The 18,838-nt window shown below is 41.2% G+C and carries 14 protein-coding genes; 1 reads left to right on the top strand and 13 read right to left on the bottom strand.

What is annotated here, in order from left to right; genetic code table 11:
* The 7 genes from R2B77_RS14395 to R2B77_RS14425 all read right to left on the bottom strand — a co-directional run.
* A protein-coding gene (locus R2B77_RS14395; RefSeq protein ID WP_322555737.1) for an IS3 family transposase occupies positions 1–1,348 on the bottom strand; the annotation gives its coding sequence in 2 pieces (ribosomal slippage) (positions 1–895 and positions 895–1,348; 1,349 coding nt annotated over the 2 pieces). This gene is flagged as partial in the annotation.
* Positions 1,349–1,432: 84 nt separating this feature from the next.
* Positions 1,433–3,334 carry a hypothetical protein gene (locus R2B77_RS14400; protein WP_203248874.1) on the bottom strand — a complete coding sequence of 634 codons (1,902 nt, stop codon included), beginning with the start codon at positions 3,332–3,334 and terminating at the stop codon, positions 1,433–1,435.
* Between the two features lie 10 nt (positions 3,335–3,344).
* Positions 3,345–4,208, bottom strand: a complete 864-nt coding sequence (locus R2B77_RS14405; protein ID WP_203248873.1) for an ATP-binding protein — start codon at positions 4,206–4,208, stop codon at positions 3,345–3,347.
* 58 nt (positions 4,209–4,266) lie between these two features.
* The gene (locus R2B77_RS14410) at positions 4,267–4,464 is read right to left on the bottom strand and encodes a DUF6501 family protein (RefSeq protein ID WP_203248872.1); all 198 of its coding nucleotides are present in this window, start codon (positions 4,462–4,464) and stop codon (positions 4,267–4,269) included.
* An 89-nt stretch (positions 4,465–4,553) separates the two neighbouring features.
* Positions 4,554–5,780 (bottom strand): 2-oxoglutarate dehydrogenase complex dihydrolipoyllysine-residue succinyltransferase, encoded by a 1,227-nt coding sequence (gene odhB / locus R2B77_RS14415; RefSeq protein ID WP_322555738.1) that lies wholly within the window; start codon positions 5,778–5,780, stop codon positions 4,554–4,556.
* Positions 5,781–5,846: 66 nt separating this feature from the next.
* Entirely contained in the window at positions 5,847–8,657 is a 2,811-nt protein-coding gene (locus tag R2B77_RS14420) for a 2-oxoglutarate dehydrogenase E1 component (RefSeq protein ID WP_203248870.1), read from the bottom strand.
* A 200-nt stretch (positions 8,658–8,857) separates the two neighbouring features.
* Positions 8,858–9,934, bottom strand: a complete 1,077-nt coding sequence (locus tag R2B77_RS14425) for an undecaprenyldiphospho-muramoylpentapeptide beta-N-acetylglucosaminyltransferase (protein WP_203248869.1) — start codon at positions 9,932–9,934, stop codon at positions 8,858–8,860.
* A 110-nt stretch (positions 9,935–10,044) separates the two neighbouring features.
* Between R2B77_RS14425 and R2B77_RS14430 the strand changes: the two genes are divergently transcribed.
* A complete protein-coding gene (locus R2B77_RS14430) occupies positions 10,045–11,391 on the top strand; it encodes an MATE family efflux transporter (protein ID WP_203248868.1) in 1,347 nt (448 codons plus the stop codon).
* 43 nt (positions 11,392–11,434) lie between these two features.
* Here the strand turns inward: R2B77_RS14430 and R2B77_RS14435 are convergent, their stop codons facing one another.
* From R2B77_RS14435 to R2B77_RS14460, 6 genes are all read right to left on the bottom strand, one after another.
* The gene (locus tag R2B77_RS14435) at positions 11,435–12,475 is read right to left on the bottom strand and encodes a Ger(x)C family spore germination protein (protein ID WP_404830760.1); all 1,041 of its coding nucleotides are present in this window, start codon (positions 12,473–12,475) and stop codon (positions 11,435–11,437) included.
* Between the two features lie 38 nt (positions 12,476–12,513).
* Positions 12,514–13,533 carry a GerAB/ArcD/ProY family transporter gene (locus R2B77_RS14440; protein WP_203248866.1) on the bottom strand — a complete coding sequence of 340 codons (1,020 nt, stop codon included), beginning with the start codon at positions 13,531–13,533 and terminating at the stop codon, positions 12,514–12,516.
* Positions 13,530–14,966, bottom strand: a complete 1,437-nt coding sequence (locus R2B77_RS14445; RefSeq protein ID WP_203248865.1) for a spore germination protein — start codon at positions 14,964–14,966, stop codon at positions 13,530–13,532. The genes R2B77_RS14440 and R2B77_RS14445 overlap by 4 nt, the downstream gene beginning before the upstream one ends.
* A 143-nt stretch (positions 14,967–15,109) precedes the next feature.
* Positions 15,110–15,874 carry a CAP domain-containing protein gene (locus R2B77_RS14450; RefSeq protein WP_203248864.1) on the bottom strand — a complete coding sequence of 255 codons (765 nt, stop codon included), beginning with the start codon at positions 15,872–15,874 and terminating at the stop codon, positions 15,110–15,112.
* A gap of 136 nt (positions 15,875–16,010) precedes the next feature.
* Positions 16,011–16,943, bottom strand: a complete 933-nt coding sequence (locus tag R2B77_RS14455; RefSeq protein ID WP_203248863.1) for a CobW family GTP-binding protein — start codon at positions 16,941–16,943, stop codon at positions 16,011–16,013.
* Between the two features lie 59 nt (positions 16,944–17,002).
* On the bottom strand, positions 17,003–18,520 hold the full coding sequence (locus R2B77_RS14460; protein ID WP_203248862.1) for a lmo1851 family serine protease: 1,518 nt from the start codon (positions 18,518–18,520) through the stop codon (positions 17,003–17,005).
* Positions 18,521–18,838: the final 318 nt, after the last annotated feature.

Here is an 18,838-nt window from a genome sequence, read left to right on the forward strand (position 1 = left end):
GTAGGTTTTTCAGTGGCCTCGTATTGCACCGGACTCATTTTTAATTTTGCCTTGATCCGTTTCGTATTATAATAATGGATATATTTTTCTAGTTCTATCTTAAATTGTTCTACACTTTCAAATTCCTTTAAGTAGAGGAATTCCGATTTCATAATCCCAAAGAAATTCTCCATCACCGAGTTGTCGTAACAGTTTCCTTTACGAGACATACTCTGCACAATTCCTCTTGATTGAAGTCTTTTACGATATTTTTCCATTTGATAGTGCCAGCCCTGATCGGAATGCATCAGTAACTGGTGTTCCCCTAGTAAGCGTTCGATGGCTTTCTCCAACATATCCGAGACAAGTGAATACGTTGGTCTAGAGCCAATTGTATACGTAATGATCTCACCATTAAACAAATCTAAAACAGGTGATAAATAAAGTTTCTCGCCAAATAACTTAAATTCCGTAATGTCCGTGACCCATTTTTCATTTGGGGCATCTGCAGTAAAGTTGCGATCTAAAATATTTGGTGCGATTTTACCAACTGTGCCTTTGTACGATTTATATTTTTTCATACGCACTAAGCACTTTAAACCAAGTTCTTTCATAATACGTTGAATTTTTTTGTGATTCACTATTTGTCCACGATTCTCTAGTTCATCACGAATACGACGATAGCCATAACGCCCCTCATGCTCCTCATAAATTGCTTTGATTTCTGTTTTTAAGCTGGCATCTGGATCTGGACGATTAATTTGTTCTAATAGATCATAGTACGTGCTACGTGGAATGCCAGCGAGTTTTACAAGTGCTTTCACCGGAAATTCATGCCTTAGTTCATAGACTACTTGCGCTTTGTCTTGTTTGGTGATTTTTCCTTGTTTTGAACTAAGACATTCAACTTTTTTAAATAAGCATTTTCCATTTCTAGCTGTTTAATACGTGTTTCAAGTGCCTCCTTAGAGCCCTCAGCTACTACTTGTTTGGATTGTTGTGTGGATTTATTTTTCATGGATGGACGCCCCTTTTTCTTTGATTGAAGGGCGTCTATACCTTGTGTTTCCAACTGCCTTTTCCATTGAAATAGCGTGGAAGGCGCTGCAATATTGAAGATTGCAGCTGTTTCTCTGATAGACGTCCCTAGCTCGTTCATATAAGTAAGTACGTCTAGTTTATATTGTAATGTGTAGGATGTATAGCGTTTTTCAAATGCCTTTTCTCCATGATATTGATACTGTTGAATCCATGTTCGAAATACAGGGTAAGCAACCCCAAGGGAATCCGCGATTGTCCTTTGACTTTCTCTTCCATTTATATAACGTTTCACAGCTTTTACCTTCTCTTCAATTGTAAATTTAGCCATAAAAAAGCACCTCCAATTGTTAGATGGTGTCTAACAATTGGGGTGCAGTTCAAAGGCGGTTTTGGATTTTTTATTTGTTTAGCTTTACGTATTTCGGATGACGATTGCAAGTAACTTTCTCAATATTCGTAGCGTCTGATCCGCAAAACTTTCTACTGAGTTAGAAGATGCAGTTTTATTTCCAAACATCATAGAAAATAAGGCTTTCTGATCCCCTGTTGGTTCCTCGGTCGAGAGAAATAAATGAATGACCGAAATCCCCTTTTTCTCTGTTTCCATGACAGCCTCTGCTGTATCAAGAATACCATTACGATCATAGCCAAAGGCAGATGGTTCTCCGTCTGAAAAGACCAGTAAGAACTTATGCTTCTCCTGCCTAGAAGCCAACTGCTCGGCCATCCAGCGAATCGCAAAGCCGTCTCGGTTATCTTCGTTCGCGTCGAAAGATAGAATGGACATACCATTATCTTTATTACGATCTGCAAATGTATGCATGAGCCCGAAAACGTTAGGCTGCATTTCTTTAGAGGCATGATATGCATCCTCGTAGTACGATGAAATTTCATGACTCACGCCGAGTTGACGAAGCACATCATGGAATAACAATACAGCCTGCTTCGTTTCATCCAATTTATCAAGCATGGAAGCAGAGCCGTCGACGAGTAGTCCAAACACAGCGTCTAAGTTAATGGAAGGTGCATTTTTTCGATAAAATGGTTTAGGTCGTTCATCCACTACCATTGTTGTCAATTTTGTCGATAGACGTCCTTTCATAAGCCGCTCCCGCTTGGAGTCCTCTTTCAAATCGATCCGCTTCTTCATTTCCTCCACAAACGAACGAACATACGGTTTTTGCTGTTCTCGCAACATGAACAATTTCTGACGGTTTTCATGCTCATTATCCACTTTCACGCGCAACTCTTCATAGACGACGTTCAGATGCTCCTTGCCGAACATTTTACCGGCCTTTACCTTATTCTCCCGCTTGTCAGCTTTGTCGCTCTCTTCGTCCGTCCAGCGTTCGTTGTCGTTGCCTTCCGAATTTCCGGAACCTGTTTCTTCAATGTCAGCCTCTTCATTGCCAGGCGTTGCATCGTTGGCATCACTCTTACCGGATCGGCCATGCTCGAGTTCAAATTCAAGATGGACACCTGATTCACTTTCATTTTCCCGATGCCATGAGCGAAATACCTCTTCAATCGTTTCTTTTGGCTCCTCCTCCCCTTTCTCAGCATCAGTCATCCCTTTATGGTAATGAAATACTACATTTTCTTCGGTAATGGCATCCCCCGCTGAGTAATATTGATGGATGAGGTCTTTGTCGATGGATCTTTCAATAATGTCGATAATTCGATCTGCGATGTACGTATTATCCTTTGTATTCTTGGCATCGTAGGCATGCTGTAAAACAGTTTGGATTAGCCCCAAATCGATTTCTCCCCAGTTGATAGATGTATCGATAAACATGCCCTCATGAAGCGAGACGAATAGCTGATTCATCATCGCGTCAGCTACAAAGCTTTTCTGCATATTCGAGGACAGCATATTGCGGTGAAAGCTAACGTACGCTTTTCTTCTGATATCGAATGAAGATGCCGTTCCAGGTCTTTCCCTCGTAATTGCATCCATCAGACGGAATTCCTCGAGCATCATTAACAGCTCCAAAGCAAATTTCCGCAGGGGGTGTAAGCTATATGTACGAGTGAACGCAATCCAAGTGGGCACACTAAAACGTTTCCAATACCCCGCTGTCAATAAATATATATCGGAAAGCCTTCCTGCGTGGATGATTTCCTCTGTCCGATGTCGCCAAAAAACACTCATAGCAATAACGCCTTCTTGCGGACGAAATTCAAGCAATTTCCGCTCGGTTAACTCAAGAAAAGGGGCATCTGCAAGTGCCCGTCCCAGTCGTTCGTACAGTAATAGCGTCTTGGCATCGACCGTTTCATCATTGAATTGAATGAATCGATTCATCTTCACCATAGCAATCGCCTCATTTCACCCAAGTATCCACTAATTCCATGACCAGCCTACGTTCGATTTTATCGTCCAGTTTCTCGGCAATAGCGTACTGCACCGCACGTTTCACAGGGATATGTTCTGCCAGTCCCATTGCATCGAGCAAGCTTCGAACAGATGCGGCTTCGTCGGATAACAACCCATTCATCACTTGCTTTTTCAAATCATTGCCGATCTGAAGGAATGTCTCGACGAGCTGCTGTGTGGCAGTTGGATAAGTGTCTGTCATGACTGTTTGTAATTGTTCTCCCGTCAAATAAGGTACGGTAAACGACACAAAGCGGTTTTTCAACGCTTCATTCATCGGGGATGTTCCGACATATCCTTCGTTGATGGCTGAAATAACGGTAAAGTTTTCATGTGCGTAAATGACTTCACCTGTAAATGGATTCGTTAACATACGACGGTGATCGAGCACACTATGAAGAATCGGCAATGTTTCTGGTCTTGCCATATTGATCTCATCAATATATAAAATATGCCCTTTTTTCATCGCTTGGACAACTGGTCCTTCAACAAATTCAATAACCGTTTCTCCATCTTTACTAATAATTGTTTTGAAGCCGAGTAACGATTCAGCATCAAGATCAACGGAACAGTTGACACTTTGCATTGGCTGCTGAAAATAATGTGAAATGCTTTGGGCTAGTTTTGTCTTTCCTGAACCCGATGGTCCTTTTAATAACACAGGTTTTTTTAACACAATCGCAACGAGTACGTCTTCCCATAAATGAGCGTCCGGTGAGACATAGCCTCCTTGTTGGATTAACAGCTGTGCTACTGACTCATGGATTTCTTCTGAGCGATGTGCATGTTCTTTTTCGATTAGAGCATTCATGTAACAATTTCCTCCTTATAAAAAGCCCGATACAATTTGATGTATCGGGCTCGGCTGTTTATTCGAAATATGTTTTGTAATAGCCGCCGACTTTACCTGTATTATCCAAAACAAAAATAAATTCTTCTGTTTCATTTTTCACTTCGTATTCTTTACCAGGTGTTAACACATTATTCACAACGTATTTTGCGGCATCTGCATGTTTACAGACGACTGTTCGAGTTGCAGGTGCTGTTGTCCAATCTTTGAATGACATTTCTCATCACGCCTTTCAGTTAATAAAAAAATCAGCCCGCGACGAAAGCGGGCCGATTGGATTAAGGCCTACTATATGCCTTGCAGTTATTAAGAACCGAGAAGAAGATCTTCCGGATTTTCGATTAATTCTTTGACCATTTTCAAGAATCCAACAGAGTCTTTCCCATCGATGACACGGTGGTCATAAGAAAGTGCCACATACATCATTGGACGGATTTCGATATTATCTCCAATTGCTACTGGACGTCTTTGGATTGTATGCATACCTAAGATACCGACTTGTGTACCATTCATGATTGGTGTTGACATGAGTGAACCGAAGACACCACCGTTTGTAATCGTGAATGAACCGCCTGTCATGTCTGCCATTGTCAATTTATTATCGCGAGCTTTTTTCGCAAGCTCGACAATTGTTCCTTCGATTTCAGCGAAGTTTTTACGGTCTGCGTCTACCACGTTTGGTACAACAAGTCCGCCATCTGTTGAAATCGCTACGCCGATGTCAAAGAAGTTTTTCAAAATGATTTCGTCCCCATCGATTTCTGCGTTGACGTATGGATATTTCTTAAGTGCAGCAACAACCGCTTTTGTAAAGAATGACATAAATCCTAAACGAACATCGTTTTGTTCGAAGAATTGGTCTTTCTTACGTGAACGAAGTGCCATCACATTTGTCATATCGATTTCGTTAAATGTTGTTAGCATTGCTGTCGATTGTTTAACTTCCAATAGACGTTTAGCAATTGTTTGACGACGACGAGTCATTTTTTCGCGCGTTACACGGCCATCATCTTGAGCAACTGCTTGTGCTGCCGGTGCTGCTGTCGCAACTGGCGCTTTCGGAGCTGTACCATGTGCTTCAACGTCTTGTACACGGACACGACCCATTGGATCTACTGGTGAAACAGCAGCAAGATCGATACCTTTCTCGCGTGCTAATTTGCGAGCTGCTGGGCTTGCGATTGTGCGATCAGATGTGCTTGCGTCCTCTTCAACTGCTACAGCTGCAGCTGCAACCGGTGCTGCTGGTGTTGCCGCCGCTTCAACAGGTGCAGCAGGAGTTGCAGATGGTGCGCCTGATCCTGCACCAACGATTGCGATAACTTGACCGACTTGAACTGTGTCGCCTTCTGCCGCAAGATGTTCTTGAACAACTCCAGCTTCTTCTGAAATAACTTCAACGTTTACTTTGTCTGTTTCAAGTTCAACGATGAATTCACCTTTTTCAACCGTGTCGCCTGGTTTTTTCAGCCATTGCGCAATCGTTCCTTCTGTAATCGATTCTGCCAGTTCTGGTACTATGATTTCTGCCACAATAAATTCCTCCTCTAATTTACCTATATACAGTGTAAAGCCATTCATTATCTTACAATGTCGGAATTACTTTTTCAATGCTTCGTCAAGAATACGGTTCTGCTCAATCTTATGAGATTCCCCGTCACCTTCAGAGGGGCTAGCACGGTGGATTCGACCAACATAAGAGACTTGTTTCTCTCCCGCGATTTCGCGGATATAATTAGTTGCGAATAACCATGATCCCATGTTTTTCGGCTCTTCCTGTACCCAAACCAATTCTTTCGCATTAGGGTAACGTGAGACGATATCGCTAATCTTGTCAGTTGGGAACGGATACAGTTGTTCTACACGAACGATGTGTAAATGATCGAAGCCCTTTCCATCTTTGACACGTTCAGCAAGATCAATCGCTATTTTTCCACTCGCGAACAAGATTTTTTTCACTTTATCTGCCTTCTTACCTGTTCCTGGTTGCTCCAGCACTGTCTCGAAATGACCTTCTGCCAAATCGCTTATGTCCGCACCGACAAGTGGGTGACGAAGAAGCGACTTAGGTGATGCAATTACAAGCGGACGCATCGATTTTTCACCAAGCATCTTGGCTTGTCTGCGAAGAATATGGAAATAGTTCGCTGCACTTGACAGGTTTGCGACCGTCCAGTTGTTTTCTCCACAAAGTTGTAGGTAGCGTTCAAGTCGCGCACTTGAGTGCTCAGGGCCTTGGCCTTCATATGCATGTGGTAATAGCATAACGAGTCCAGATTGCTGACCCCATTTTGAGTAACTTGAAGATACAAATTGGTCAAACATGACTTGTGCCATATTTGAAAAGTCTCCATATTGAGCTTCCCAAATAGATAATACTTTTGGGTCTTCAAGATTATATCCAAATTCATAACCGACAATACCGGCTTCCGTCAATGGACTGTTATACGCGACGAATGATGCTTTTGAACCGCTAATATGATGGAGCGGAACAAGTTCCTCGCCTGTCTTCTCATCGTGAAGGACTAGATGGCGGTGTGCGAAAGTTCCACGTTGAACATCTTGACCAGTCAAACGAATTGGATTACCGTCTTGTAGAATCGCACCAAATGCAAGAGTTTCTGCATGTGCCCAATCGATTTTACCTTTGCCGTTAAATGGCTCTTCGCGGCGCTTTAAAATCCGCGACAATTTGCCAAACACATTAAAGTTTTCAGGATATGTCAGTAATTCTTCGTTGATACGACGAAGATTTGTCTCACTAGTCCCCGTTTCAAGATCTCTCGGATAGCCGGCAAGTACTTCTTCAGGCGTAGCATTTGAAATAGGCTCTGCTTGAGCAGACTGTTCTTTCACTGTGTCGTATGCATCTTGCATAGTTGCAATTATTTCTGCATCCAGCTTCGTTACCTCTTCTTCAGTTAAAATATTCGCTGCAGTGAGTTCTGAACCGTATAATTCTCGTACTGTCTTATGCTCATGAATAGCATGATACATAACTGGGTTCGTTACAAGGGGCTCATCCATTTCATTATGACCATAACGGCGATAGCCGAGAAGATCGATTAAGATATCCTTGCCGAATTTTTGTCGGTATTCAAATGCGAAAGACGCTGCTGCAATTACTGACTCAGGGCTATCCGCATTGACATGAATTACCGGTACTTCGTAACCTTTTGCTGGATCTGAAGAATAGTGTGTCGATCTTGAATCGTAATATTCAGTTGTGAAACCGATCATATTATTCGCGATGACGTGGATAGAACCACCTGTTTTGAATCCACGAACACGGCTATAGTTAAACGACTCAGGCACAATTCCTTGTCCTGGGAAGGCCGCATCTCCGTGAATAAGTACTGCATAAGCAGCATCTGTATCTTGTTCGGGTACACCCGGATTATCCGTATTTTCCTGCGCAGCTCTTGTTTGTCCAGTAATAACTGGATTCACTACTTCCAAGTGAGAAGGATTATAAGCAAGAAAACGTTGCATACCTGTTTTTCCTGTATACAATGCGCCCATATGATACTTCACATCACCAAACCAACCGCGTGTTACTTCAAGTGAACCATCTTTAGGAAGAAACGGAGCGTCTGGAACGCCAGCAAATTGGGCAAACATCATTTCATATGGTTTATTTAAAATATGTGTCAGTACGTTCAAGCGACCCCTATGCGCCATCCCAATCAACATTTTTTTCGTTTTCTCTTCCTCAGAACGACGAACAAGTTCATCAAGGAAGACGACAAGTGTATCCAAGCCTTCAATGGAGAATCGTTTCGCACCAACGAACGTACGGTGGATGAATTTCTCAAACCCTTCGATTTTTGTCAATCTTTCAAGAAGAGCTTTTTTATCATCTACAGATAGTTGAGTAGAAACATTTCCACTCTCAATCTTAGATTGAATCCAAGTTCTTTCTTCTTCATCGATGACATGATCAAATTCATAAGCAATTTTCCCAGTATATAATGTTTTCAAGTAGTTCACGGCATCAAGCCCATTCATTATGTTTGACGGAACATTAGTAAAGAAAAGTGATGCTGGCATTGCCTGCAAATCGCTTTCCGTCAACCCATAATAAGAAGATTCAATACGCATTGAATCTTTCGGACGATCTTGTAACGGATAAATATCTGCTGCGAGATGCCCATATGTACGAATTGCGTCCTGCAACTTATAGGCAGATAATACTTTACTGAAATCAGCCGGTGCTACTGCTCCGATTGCTTCTGTTTGTTTCCCATCATCAATTATAGGCGCACCAAAACGGCGGAACATGTCCGCGAGTTCAGCATCCACAGACTCAGGTGATACTTTGAATACTTCGTACATTTCCATTACATACCCAAGGTTTGGACCCGAAAATACAGCATACGGGGAACGATGGTAGTCAACATTGTTCGACATGTAAAATGACCTCCACATTTGCCTACTGGCATATTGTGATTTTATTTTTTATCCTTATTAATATTACCACGCAAACTCTTTAACTGAAAGGGTTTCGCGTCAATTATGAAACTTTTGTGCCCGGGACTACATTACACCTGTTTTAAATTACTTGCAACCTATTAAATTCGCATAGAATGACATTGATTTGTCTATTTCAGCTAATTTCGGTGCAACAAAATCATTTCCACCATCTCTTCGGGGGTTTTTGGTAACAAAGACTCCTTCATTTTTTCAATTAATTGCTTTTCACTACCTAATAAACTAGCGAATTCTGTCGATAAAACCCGATTGGCCACTTCCTCTTCTTGAAGTACATGCGCATAGCCTAGCTTTTGAAAGTAAGCAGCATTCAGAATTTGATCTCCTCTGCTTTTTGCGGCTGATAGTGGAATAAGTAGCATAGGCTTCCGCAAAGCCAACAATTCGAAAATAGCATTGGATCCTGCTCTTGATACAGCAAAATCAGAAGCGGCTAGAAGATGAGGCAATCCATCTGTCACATATTCGAATTGGGTATAGCCTACCATGTCTTCTAGGTTGTCATCGACATTTCCTTTTCCACATAGATGAATAACATCAAATTGTTGCAGAATGGCTACTAAATCTTTGCGAATCGCTTCATTAACAACTGACGAGCCTTGACTTCCTCCCATAATTAGGAGAACTGGTTTGTGTCCTGATAAACGGGCAATTCCTAATCCGTCTTCCCGTACCCCCTCGAATAGTTCAGGTCTAATAATTGCCCCAGTACAAGTCGATTTTTCCGCTGGCACATAATCTAATGTTTGTTCAAAAACTGTAAAAATATGATTGGAAAATGGTAGCGCCAGTTTATTGGCAAGACCAGGCGTCAAATCCGATTCATGGACGACAACAGGAATTTTTGCTAGTTTAGCCGCAAGAACAACTGGTACTGAAACGAACCCACCTTTCGAGAAAATAATTTCCGGTTTCACTTTACGAATAATTGCCAATGCTTGCATAACGCCTACACCAACTCGAAACGGATCCGAAAAGTTTTTCATAGAAAAATAACGTCTGATCTTCCCACTTTGAATGGCATGATAGATAACCTCAGGATACCCATTGCTAATCAATTCTTTTTCAATTCCGGTGTGCGACCCTATGTAATGAATTTCATAACCTTTCTCTTCGAATACAGGAATTAGCGCTTGATTCACGGATACGTGCCCAGCCGTGCCTCCCCCTGTTAATAAAATTACCGGTCTTTTCACAACCATTCACCTCTTCTATGTTTAAAAAACGAATTATGATACTTCTTTGCTATTATAGCAAACGAACCATGGTACAATGTTATTTATCTGTTGAAAAAAGGATGATTTATTTGGAAAATACACTTTCTCTTCGAAAAAAACCATTAAGACTTGCTAAAATTGTCATGCCGATACTTATTACACAGCTAGCGTTATACATGATTACCTTCTTCGATATTCTTATGACAGGACGTTACGATACATACCATCTCGCTGGAGTAACAATCGGTTCATCATTTTGGCTACCCGTTTATACAGGTCTTGCAGGGATTCTAATGGGCCTTACACCAATTATCGCTCATCTCATAGGGGCTCGCCGGAAAGATGAGGTGAAATTTACCGTTCAACAGGGACTTTACGTGTCGGTTGTCCTTGCCGCTATTGTATTTCTTATTATTCGATATGGTGTTTCCCCGATACTTGCGTCGATGCCACTTGAAGATGAAGTTCGGGTTGTGGCTGCCGATTATTTAGAAGCAATGAGCTTAGGGCTATTCCCCCTTTTCGCATATACCGTATTACGTTGTTTCTTTGATGCACTTGGCGCTACTCGTGTTTCAATGGCTATTATTCTTTTATCGGCTCCACTCACAATCTTTACAAACTATCTACTTATTTTCGGGAACTGGGGATTTCCAGAACTTGGCGGAGTAGGTGCGGGGTATGCGGCTGCAATTACCTATTGGCTCATTTTTTTCGTTGCCTATGGTGTCGCTTGGAAAAACAAATTATTCAATGATTATCAGCTGTTTAACATATGGGGCAAAATTTCATTCAAAAGATGGAAAGAGATTTTGTTCATCGGTGTACCAATCGGCATTTCAATTTTTGTGGAAACGAGCATCTTTTCTGCTGTTACACTCATGATGAGTAACTATTCGACAGCTGTTATTTCAGCGCATCAAATAGCACTGAATTTTACTTCGTTGTTGTACATGATTCCGCTTAGTATTTCGATGGGAGCAACCATACTCGTTGGTCAAGCTGTCGGGGCAGGACAAATGCGTGACGCAAAGCAATACAGTTTTCTTGGCGTTGGTCTAGCCATTGCGTTTAGCTTTATCTCCATTGCTATTCTGTTAGTATTTAGAGAACCGATTGCGTCCCTCTATACAACGGATACAAAAATTATCGCATTAGCAACACAGTTCTTTATCTTTGCCGCTTTATTCCAATTTTCGGACGCGATACAAGCTCCAGTTCAAGGTGCGTTACGCGGCTATAAGGACGTTAATATGACGTTCGTTATGGCGATCGTATCGTATTGGGTACTCGGTTTACCAATTGGTTATTTAATGGCGACGTACACTGATTTAGGGCCATATGGTTACTGGATTGGTCTTATTGCTGGTCTAACAGTTGGTGCAATTACATTGACAATTCGACTTATCTATATTCAGAAAAAGAAATTTGCGTAGACAGTAAAACCCGCGAGTCATAAACTCGCGGGTTTTACAAAATTTAATTCAATATGCCAGTTTGCGTAATTTCCGCTTCGACTTTAACATTTATATCGAGTTCTGAGAACGTATCTTGCCACTTCGCTTTTTTCCATAAGTCTGGATGGAAGGCACGCACAGTCCTACCAAAGCCGATAACGTCACTTTTTGCCTCTTGCAATTTATTAACCACTTCGTTAAAATTTTTCGTCAATTCTTTTGAAAGGAAATCCTCCAATTCTTTCCTTGCTTCCTCTTGATCCAAATGATTATAGGCAAACTCATTGACATTGAATTTCATTTTATACCTCGCATTGATTTTACTTTCATGTATGTCCCATTTCTTGTCGTACGTAATAAGAGTCACAGTTACCGGATAAGCTTTACTTTCTTTTTTCCACTCATATGTGAACATTGCATACTTTCCAGGTTTCTTCTTGAGAATTTGAACGATCAATGACTCCTTCGCATCCAATGTGTGTCCCGAGAAAATTTTTTCACTAAATAAAGCGACTCCCGCCACTTCAGGTGCCCCTGTCTTGTCGGACATTTTCAAATAAGGTAATTGAAGATCAATTGCTTCATCTAGTAGTAATCTGGCAGCTAATTGAATATCACCTTCTGGAATAATAGATGAAAATACGGCAGTTTTCAAATTTTCATCATAATAATCGGGGAGCATTTTCCCCATAATTTCTGTCTTCTCCATATATGGAGCCATATCCCCTTCCACCACCACAAATCGACTACTCAACCGGGTACGTGGCATTCTATAAGCCACATCGAAGGTCTCCATTAGATTCGTCTTCACAGCTTCTGTCGTAAGGAGCACAACGAGTACTTGTGAAGGATCAAGCGATTCACTCACCTTTCGATTTGCATCGAGCCGTGTTTCCTCAATCGAAACACCGCTTCCTTCTACAGTAGTAAAACTGATGCTATCAGGAGCAGCGACAACAGCATGTGTAAAGTATCCTGTCCATTTTCCGGGCTCTCCATCATAGCCGATAACCGGAACGATGGTAACATCCTTGTATAATCGTTCATCCCAACATCCTGCCAGTAAAAAAGAACAGGCAATGCAAATAAGTACGATTTTTTTCATTTTGATTTCCTCCGATTCGTAATGATGACAATGAACGGAATCAGAATGCTAAAAACAAGATATACATAAATGATGATATCATTCAGTTTGATTAAGGCTTGTTTGGACAAAAAGAGCAATGGCAGCAGCATAAGTAATACGTGCCAAATGATTGTATCCCTTTTGTGATGTTCGTTAGCATGAAGCCGGTGGACATACAAAGCCGCAAAGGAAAATACGGTTACCGTAACGATGGTCCAAACCGTCCAAATATACAGGAAAAACAAGTCAAGACGCTCAGCAAAAGTTACTTCCTGCGCTTTCAATAGAAATAACAGCGGTTCAGGAATCATTTCCAATCCGGAGAGTGTGAAATATAAAAGCATTAATATGACAGAGAAAAAAAAGAAAATTAGCCATACCAGTTGGTAGATGAATAACGGGAAACCTTTTATTTTCTGTTTTACGTCAACATGCTTCCTGAAAAACAAATATAATTCAATACCTATGAAAGCAATCTGTGCTTTCAGTAGCCCTTTAACCCATTGCGTACCGGTCGATTCTCCCATCGGAAAGATATTCGTCCACACCAAGTCCTTCCAAGCAAACTGCAAGAAAACTAAAAATAGCAGGATGAGCGGAATCAGAATAACGGACAAATTGATAACCGTTTCTGCCCTGCTCAAATTTGCATAGAGGGATACACTAACTAGCGCTGCGATAACTATGAATTGTGGCGTTTCTGGGAATCCCCATACCGCTAATGTATAATCGACATAGGTAATATAAACGACGGTTACCAAAAGCCAATACCCTTTATACAGCCATCCGATAAATGGACCAATCGTAAAATACCTATAATTTTGTTCATAGAAAAGCAACATAATGTAATGAAAAACACCTGCAACGAGAAAAATCAGCCAGGCATCTCGACCAGATGCATTTATGAACGGTGCTGGAAAGGAGAAGAATGCCGACCCTGTCTGGACAATAAAAAGAATTAGGAAAAACTGTTTTCTTGATAAATTGAAATTCAAGTTCTTTCCCCCTTCTTCCGCTTGCCCCCACCATGTGTAAATGTTTGTTGTTGCTTATGATTTTTATAATAGGGGATTCTGAAGAAAACATCTTTGAATCGAGATGGGTCAAAGGGTACAATCGGTGACAAATAAGGTTGGTTCAGTGAAGACCGATTCATCATATGAATAAATAGAATAAGCGTTCCCATGGCTATGCCAAAAAAACCAAAAAAAGTGGCTGCAAGCATGAACGGAAATCGAATAATCCGTATTGTCGTGTTCATTTCGACGCTTGGCACAACAAAGCTTGAAATGGCAGTCATTGCTACAACGACAACCATTAAATTCGACACGAGACCCGCATTGACAATCGCATCCCCGATTACTAGCCCCCCGACTATCCCGATTGTAGGACCAATCGGTGCCGGTAATCGTATTGTTGCTTCCCGGATGACTTCTATGAAAATCTCCACAATCAACGCCTCAACAATTGGACGGTACGGAATAAATTCCACAGCTATTTTTACTTTCCTACCTATTTCAAATGGCAAAATTTCTGAATGGAAACCGACCACAGCAATATAAAATGCAGGGAGAAAAATGGCCATCATAAAACTAAAAAGTCTAAGTATACGGAAGAAAGATCCAACTAAGACACGCCCATTAAAATCGTCTGGTGATTGAAAAAACGAAAAAAATGTAACCGGTGCAATGAGTGCAGAGGGAGATTGGTCTGTGAAAATAACAATTTTCCCTTCCAGTAAATTTGCCAAGGCCCGGTCTGGTCTTTCCGTATTTAGGAACTGTGGGAAAGGAGACCAAACCGAATCCTCCAAATAATCTTCGATTTGCCCCATGCTGTAAACTTTAGGTATATCGATATTTTCAAGACGTGCTTTAACCCCCTCAACAACATCTTTTTCGGCGATTGAATCAATATAGATATATGTAACTTTCGTATTTGTATCATTCCCGAGCCGCACATCCTTCACAACTAAATCTGGAATGAATAGATGTTTTCGGATAAGAGATATATTTTTGGAGGTGTCTTCCACAAAGCCTTCGTGAGAACCGCGAATGACTAGTTCATTACTCGGCTCGGATGTTGAACGCACTTCAAAAGAGGGCATTGTAATGGTTAGTAGCAGATTCGTTTTTGTGAAATAGACCGCCACAAATCCGTTTGTGACGCTTTCGATCAATTTCGGTACTGAAAATGCAGCTACACTTGAGGCTGCAGTTCCCTCCCAATTTGGAAGTTCGTCAATCGAACGGTGACGAAGAATTTCGATTTGTCTGTTCACATCTCCGCTTTCCGTCATTGTATTGAAAAAACAGACAATCGCGACTTCATCTTTCCAAGAGACTTCCCGTACAATTAAATCCACGGAATCATGGAATAGACTTTGTATATATAAAATCAAACTATCATTCGATTTCACTTCATCCATTACATTCACCTCTTGGGAAAGTATGCGCAACGTAAAAACGTTTTAAACGTTTTCAAGAAGGATGAATAGCGATAGAACCTATTAAAAAAGTCATCCTTTGTACCAGAACAACTCCAGTACAAAGGATGACTCCTAAATTCTATTTATTTTTGAATGAATTGTTGTGTCCAATAGTTTCCATTTTTATCAAAACCAATACCGATGTGCGTGTATCCAGGCGTCAAAATATTTTGTCTATGTCCTGGTGACTCCATCCAACCTTTGACAACTTCTTCGGCTGTACGTTGACCCATCGCGATATTTTCAGCAGCTGCTTTGTACGTGACACCATTTGCCTTCATTTGATCGAATGGTGAACCATATGTTGGGCTTGTATGTGAAAAGTATTTTTTCGAAGCCATATCTGCTGATTTCTGACGTGCAGAAGTCATTAAGTTTTTGTCTGTTTGTAGTGGTTTAAGACCTGCTTTTTGTCTTTCTGCATTTGTTAGGTCAAGAACCGCTTTTTCAATGGCTGAAATAGATGCATCTTGTGGTGTTTCAACCGGTGTACTAGGTGCTACCTCAGTAGGTTTTTCTGGTGCCGGTGTTGGTGTTGGTGCCGGTGTTGGCTTCGTTGGAGCTGGTTTTTCAACCGGCTTGACTGGTGCTGGTGATTCTACCGGCTTGCTTGGAGCTGGAACAACCTCCACTTTATTTTTGCCATAAGACTTTTTCCAATGGTAGCGGTAGCTATCGACCATCTTCTTATTTGTTTTCGTATCGTAGAGTTGCCCCTTCCATACGTAACATTGGACTGGCGAACTTGTCACCTGTACCTTATTTGCTGAATATGAAGCTTCTACATTGTTGTTGTTCGGCAGTAAGAGCGCCGAACCGAGCATGAGTACTGCAATCGTTTTTTTCATCTCATTACTCCTCCCTTCGCAAACTATCATACCGTCTGTGAGATTCAGAATAACGGATGTTCTTACCAATTTGTCCAGTTCTATGATGAAGACCTTTGTCAAAGACCTCAATCATTTAAAGATTGGATACTTTTGGTCAACTCTCTTTATATTTCATCCAATTTGGGGTTGACGCCCATGTATTTAGCTGTTCAATCCCTTCTCCGATAATGACAAGACGGGGTTCCATCTTGACGTATTCAGGCAGCCAGTTAACCATACCGTATGCATATTGAAATAAATAAGGATTTTTAACACCTTTGACAGGCACATAGCCTTTCATTCTATAAACTGTGTCCGGTAAAGATCTTATCCAACTTTCGAAGTCTTCCTGATCTACGCTTTCCGAAAAAGTAATCATTTTTGAAGATAGCGGCAGACCCCTTCCAGAAATAATAGGTTGTTCGGTCATTTTCTTTGGAGCTTGTAGTGTGTTTTCAATAAATGAAAATGCGATTTTTGCGCCTGTCGTCTGAACAATCGGAGCAGAACCATTGAAATTAGATAGTTCAAGTGTAACAGTTGCCATTTCTTCGTCTGTGAGGAGATCTGCTTTATTTGCTACTAACAAATGAGCATGGCGAATCTGCTCCATGAACAGCGCTCGAATTTGTGGAGATAGCTTATCGCGCTCTAACCAGCGCTTGGAGTCTGCAACGGTGACGATGCCTTTAATCGTCAATCGATCGGCAAATAACGGTGAATAGATGGCGTCCAGCGCTTCTACAGGATGAGCTGCGCCTGTCGTTTCGATTAAAATAACATCAATATCGTCATTTTCCTCTAGTAATCCTTGTAGCTGCGCCTCTGTCTTTTCTGAGCCCGTACAGCAAATGCAACCTTCTAACAGCTCTTTAAGGGGAATCTCCCCCTCCCCTGCGACTGCATCTGAATCAAAAGGCAAAGCTCCGAATTCATTCATTAGCACTGCAGGCTTCTTGCCTTGTTCTTTCAGTTGTCCAATTGTATGGAGTAACAGTGACGTTTTCCCACTACCGAGAAAGCCACTGAATAAATACACTTCAATCATTGAAATCCTCCTATTCATTAGAAAAAGCGTCCATCCGTTTAAGGCTGGACGCTTTTCATTTATTGTCCTAATTTTTCAAGCAGTAGTTCTTTTGCTTTAAGTAGTTGTGGATCATCTACTTTAATTTTTGTTCTTAGCTTGTTCATCAAACCTATTGTTGTTTCCCCAGCTAAAATACCATTCACTTCTAATTTAAGATCTTCTTGGATTTTTTTAACGGCCTCTGTCGTTTGTTCGTCAAACTGTCCATCAACTTCGCCAGGTCCATAACCAACAGCTTCTAGCATTTCTTCCGCTGCTTTAGTTTGAGCGGTGTTCATACCTTCCTTCATTTCTGTTGCCGGATCGAGAAATGGCAACATTGCATAAGAGGGATACGGTACGCTAATCGTAGGTTCAATTCCTTTTTTATGAATCCAATTGCCGTCAGCTGTTAACCATTTCGCTGTCGTTAGTTTCAAATTAGAGCCATCTGCAAGGTTTTTCGGTGATTGAACCGTTCCTTTACCGAATGTTGTCACACCAATTAACGGTACATCTGCCGATTCCTTCAATGCTCCTGCTAATATTTCAGAAGCTGAAGCACTTCCTTCATCAATAACAAGCGTGACAGGAACTGTAACTTTTCGATCACCCATTGCTGTATAGATAATCGGTTTGGATCCTTTTTTCTCAAATTGGAATAGGTTTTTTCCATTTTCTACGAATAAATCAGAAATTTCTATAGCGGCATCTAATATACCACCCGGATTTTGACGTACATCGACAATTAACCCCTTCATCCCTTGCGCTTCCATATCATCAAGAGCAGCAAGTAATTCCGTGTAAGTGCCTTCTGAGAAGCTCGTAATATGAATATGTGCAATGCCATCTTCCAACATTTCGGTATAGACTGTCTCTATCGGAATGACATCACGAACAATTTTTACATCGACGGGCTCCACTGCTTCCCCACGTCTAATCGTCAAAGTTACAGTCGTCCCTTTTTCCCCACGAATGAGTAAAACTGCTTCCGAAGAAGAAAGACCTTGAATACTTTCACCATCAACAGCAATGATGAGATCATTCGGTAAAATACCTGCCCGTTCCGCAGGTGAGTTTTTGATAGGGGAAACGACGTTGATATAGTCGTTTTTCTCTTGAATTTCAGCACCGATGCCTTCGAAGCTCGATGAGATGCTTTCATGCAATTGACGTGCCTCTTTTTCATTCAAATAGTCAGAATAAGGATCGCCAAGTGCATCAATCATTCCATTGATTGCACCGTCAATAATAGCTGATTCATCGATATCAGCATAATAGTTCGCTGTCATTTCATCATACGCGTCATACAATTTTTTAAATTCTTTGCGGTCTACAACTTTTGGATTTTGTGGATTAACTACTTCGACTACTTTGTCATCACCTGTCGTTAGCACAAAAAATGTGATAGCTGCCGTCGCTAGTACAAGTCCGAATACAAGCATGACGAAGGAAAACGGTTTTAAATTAATCGTTCGTTTGGCAGGTGGCTGATGCGTCGAATGTTGGTCGTTGCTATGTTCTAGTTCAAGATCAGTTTTCTCTTTGTCATCCATCCTATTTCCCACTTTCCACACTTCTTAATCAATTACGCCTCGACGTAATTGCGTCCAAATTTTTTCGAGCGAGCTCGGAAAGCTCCCTTAAAAAATCCGTGACATTCGCCTTAGGTACTATGAGGGGGGATTAAACTGCATTCCTCCCCATAAGAGTTAGTTCAGAAAAGGACCGCTCTATTGCGGAGGCCACTGAAAAACCTACGGTTTTAAGTCCCATAAGTGAACCTAAATTGAAAAAGACGTTATTTCATTCGAAGATGAACGAAATAACGTCTTTTCCTTTTGTATTCCTTACTCTGATTCCTTCATTAGCGT

It is taken from the genome of Sporosarcina beigongshangi (genome assembly GCF_033485195.1).
Lineage (GTDB): Bacteria > Bacillota > Bacilli > Bacillales_A > Planococcaceae > Sporosarcina > Sporosarcina beigongshangi.

What these genes read in the sequence shown, in the direction of transcription:
- R2B77_RS14400 (WP_203248874.1), bottom strand. Translation starts at nt 3,334, where the DNA reads ATGGTGAAGATGAATCGATTCATTCAATTCAATGATGAAACGGTCGAT.
- R2B77_RS14405 (WP_203248873.1), bottom strand. Translation starts at nt 4,208, where the DNA reads ATGAATGCTCTAATCGAAAAAGAACATGCACATCGCTCAGAAGAAATC.
- R2B77_RS14410 (WP_203248872.1), bottom strand. Translation starts at nt 4,464, where the DNA reads ATGTCATTCAAAGATTGGACAACAGCACCTGCAACTCGAACAGTCGTC.
- R2B77_RS14420 (WP_203248870.1), bottom strand. Translation starts at nt 8,657, where the DNA reads ATGTCGAACAATGTTGACTACCATCGTTCCCCGTATGCTGTATTTTCG.
- R2B77_RS14445 (WP_203248865.1), bottom strand. Translation starts at nt 14,966, where the DNA reads ATGGATGAAGTGAAATCGAATGATAGTTTGATTTTATATATACAAAGT.
- R2B77_RS14450 (WP_203248864.1), bottom strand. Translation starts at nt 15,874, where the DNA reads ATGAAAAAAACGATTGCAGTACTCATGCTCGGTTCGGCGCTCTTACTG.
- R2B77_RS14455 (WP_203248863.1), bottom strand. Translation starts at nt 16,943, where the DNA reads ATGATTGAAGTGTATTTATTCAGTGGCTTTCTCGGTAGTGGGAAAACG.
- R2B77_RS14460 (WP_203248862.1), bottom strand. Translation starts at nt 18,520, where the DNA reads ATGGATGACAAAGAGAAAACTGATCTTGAACTAGAACATAGCAACGAC.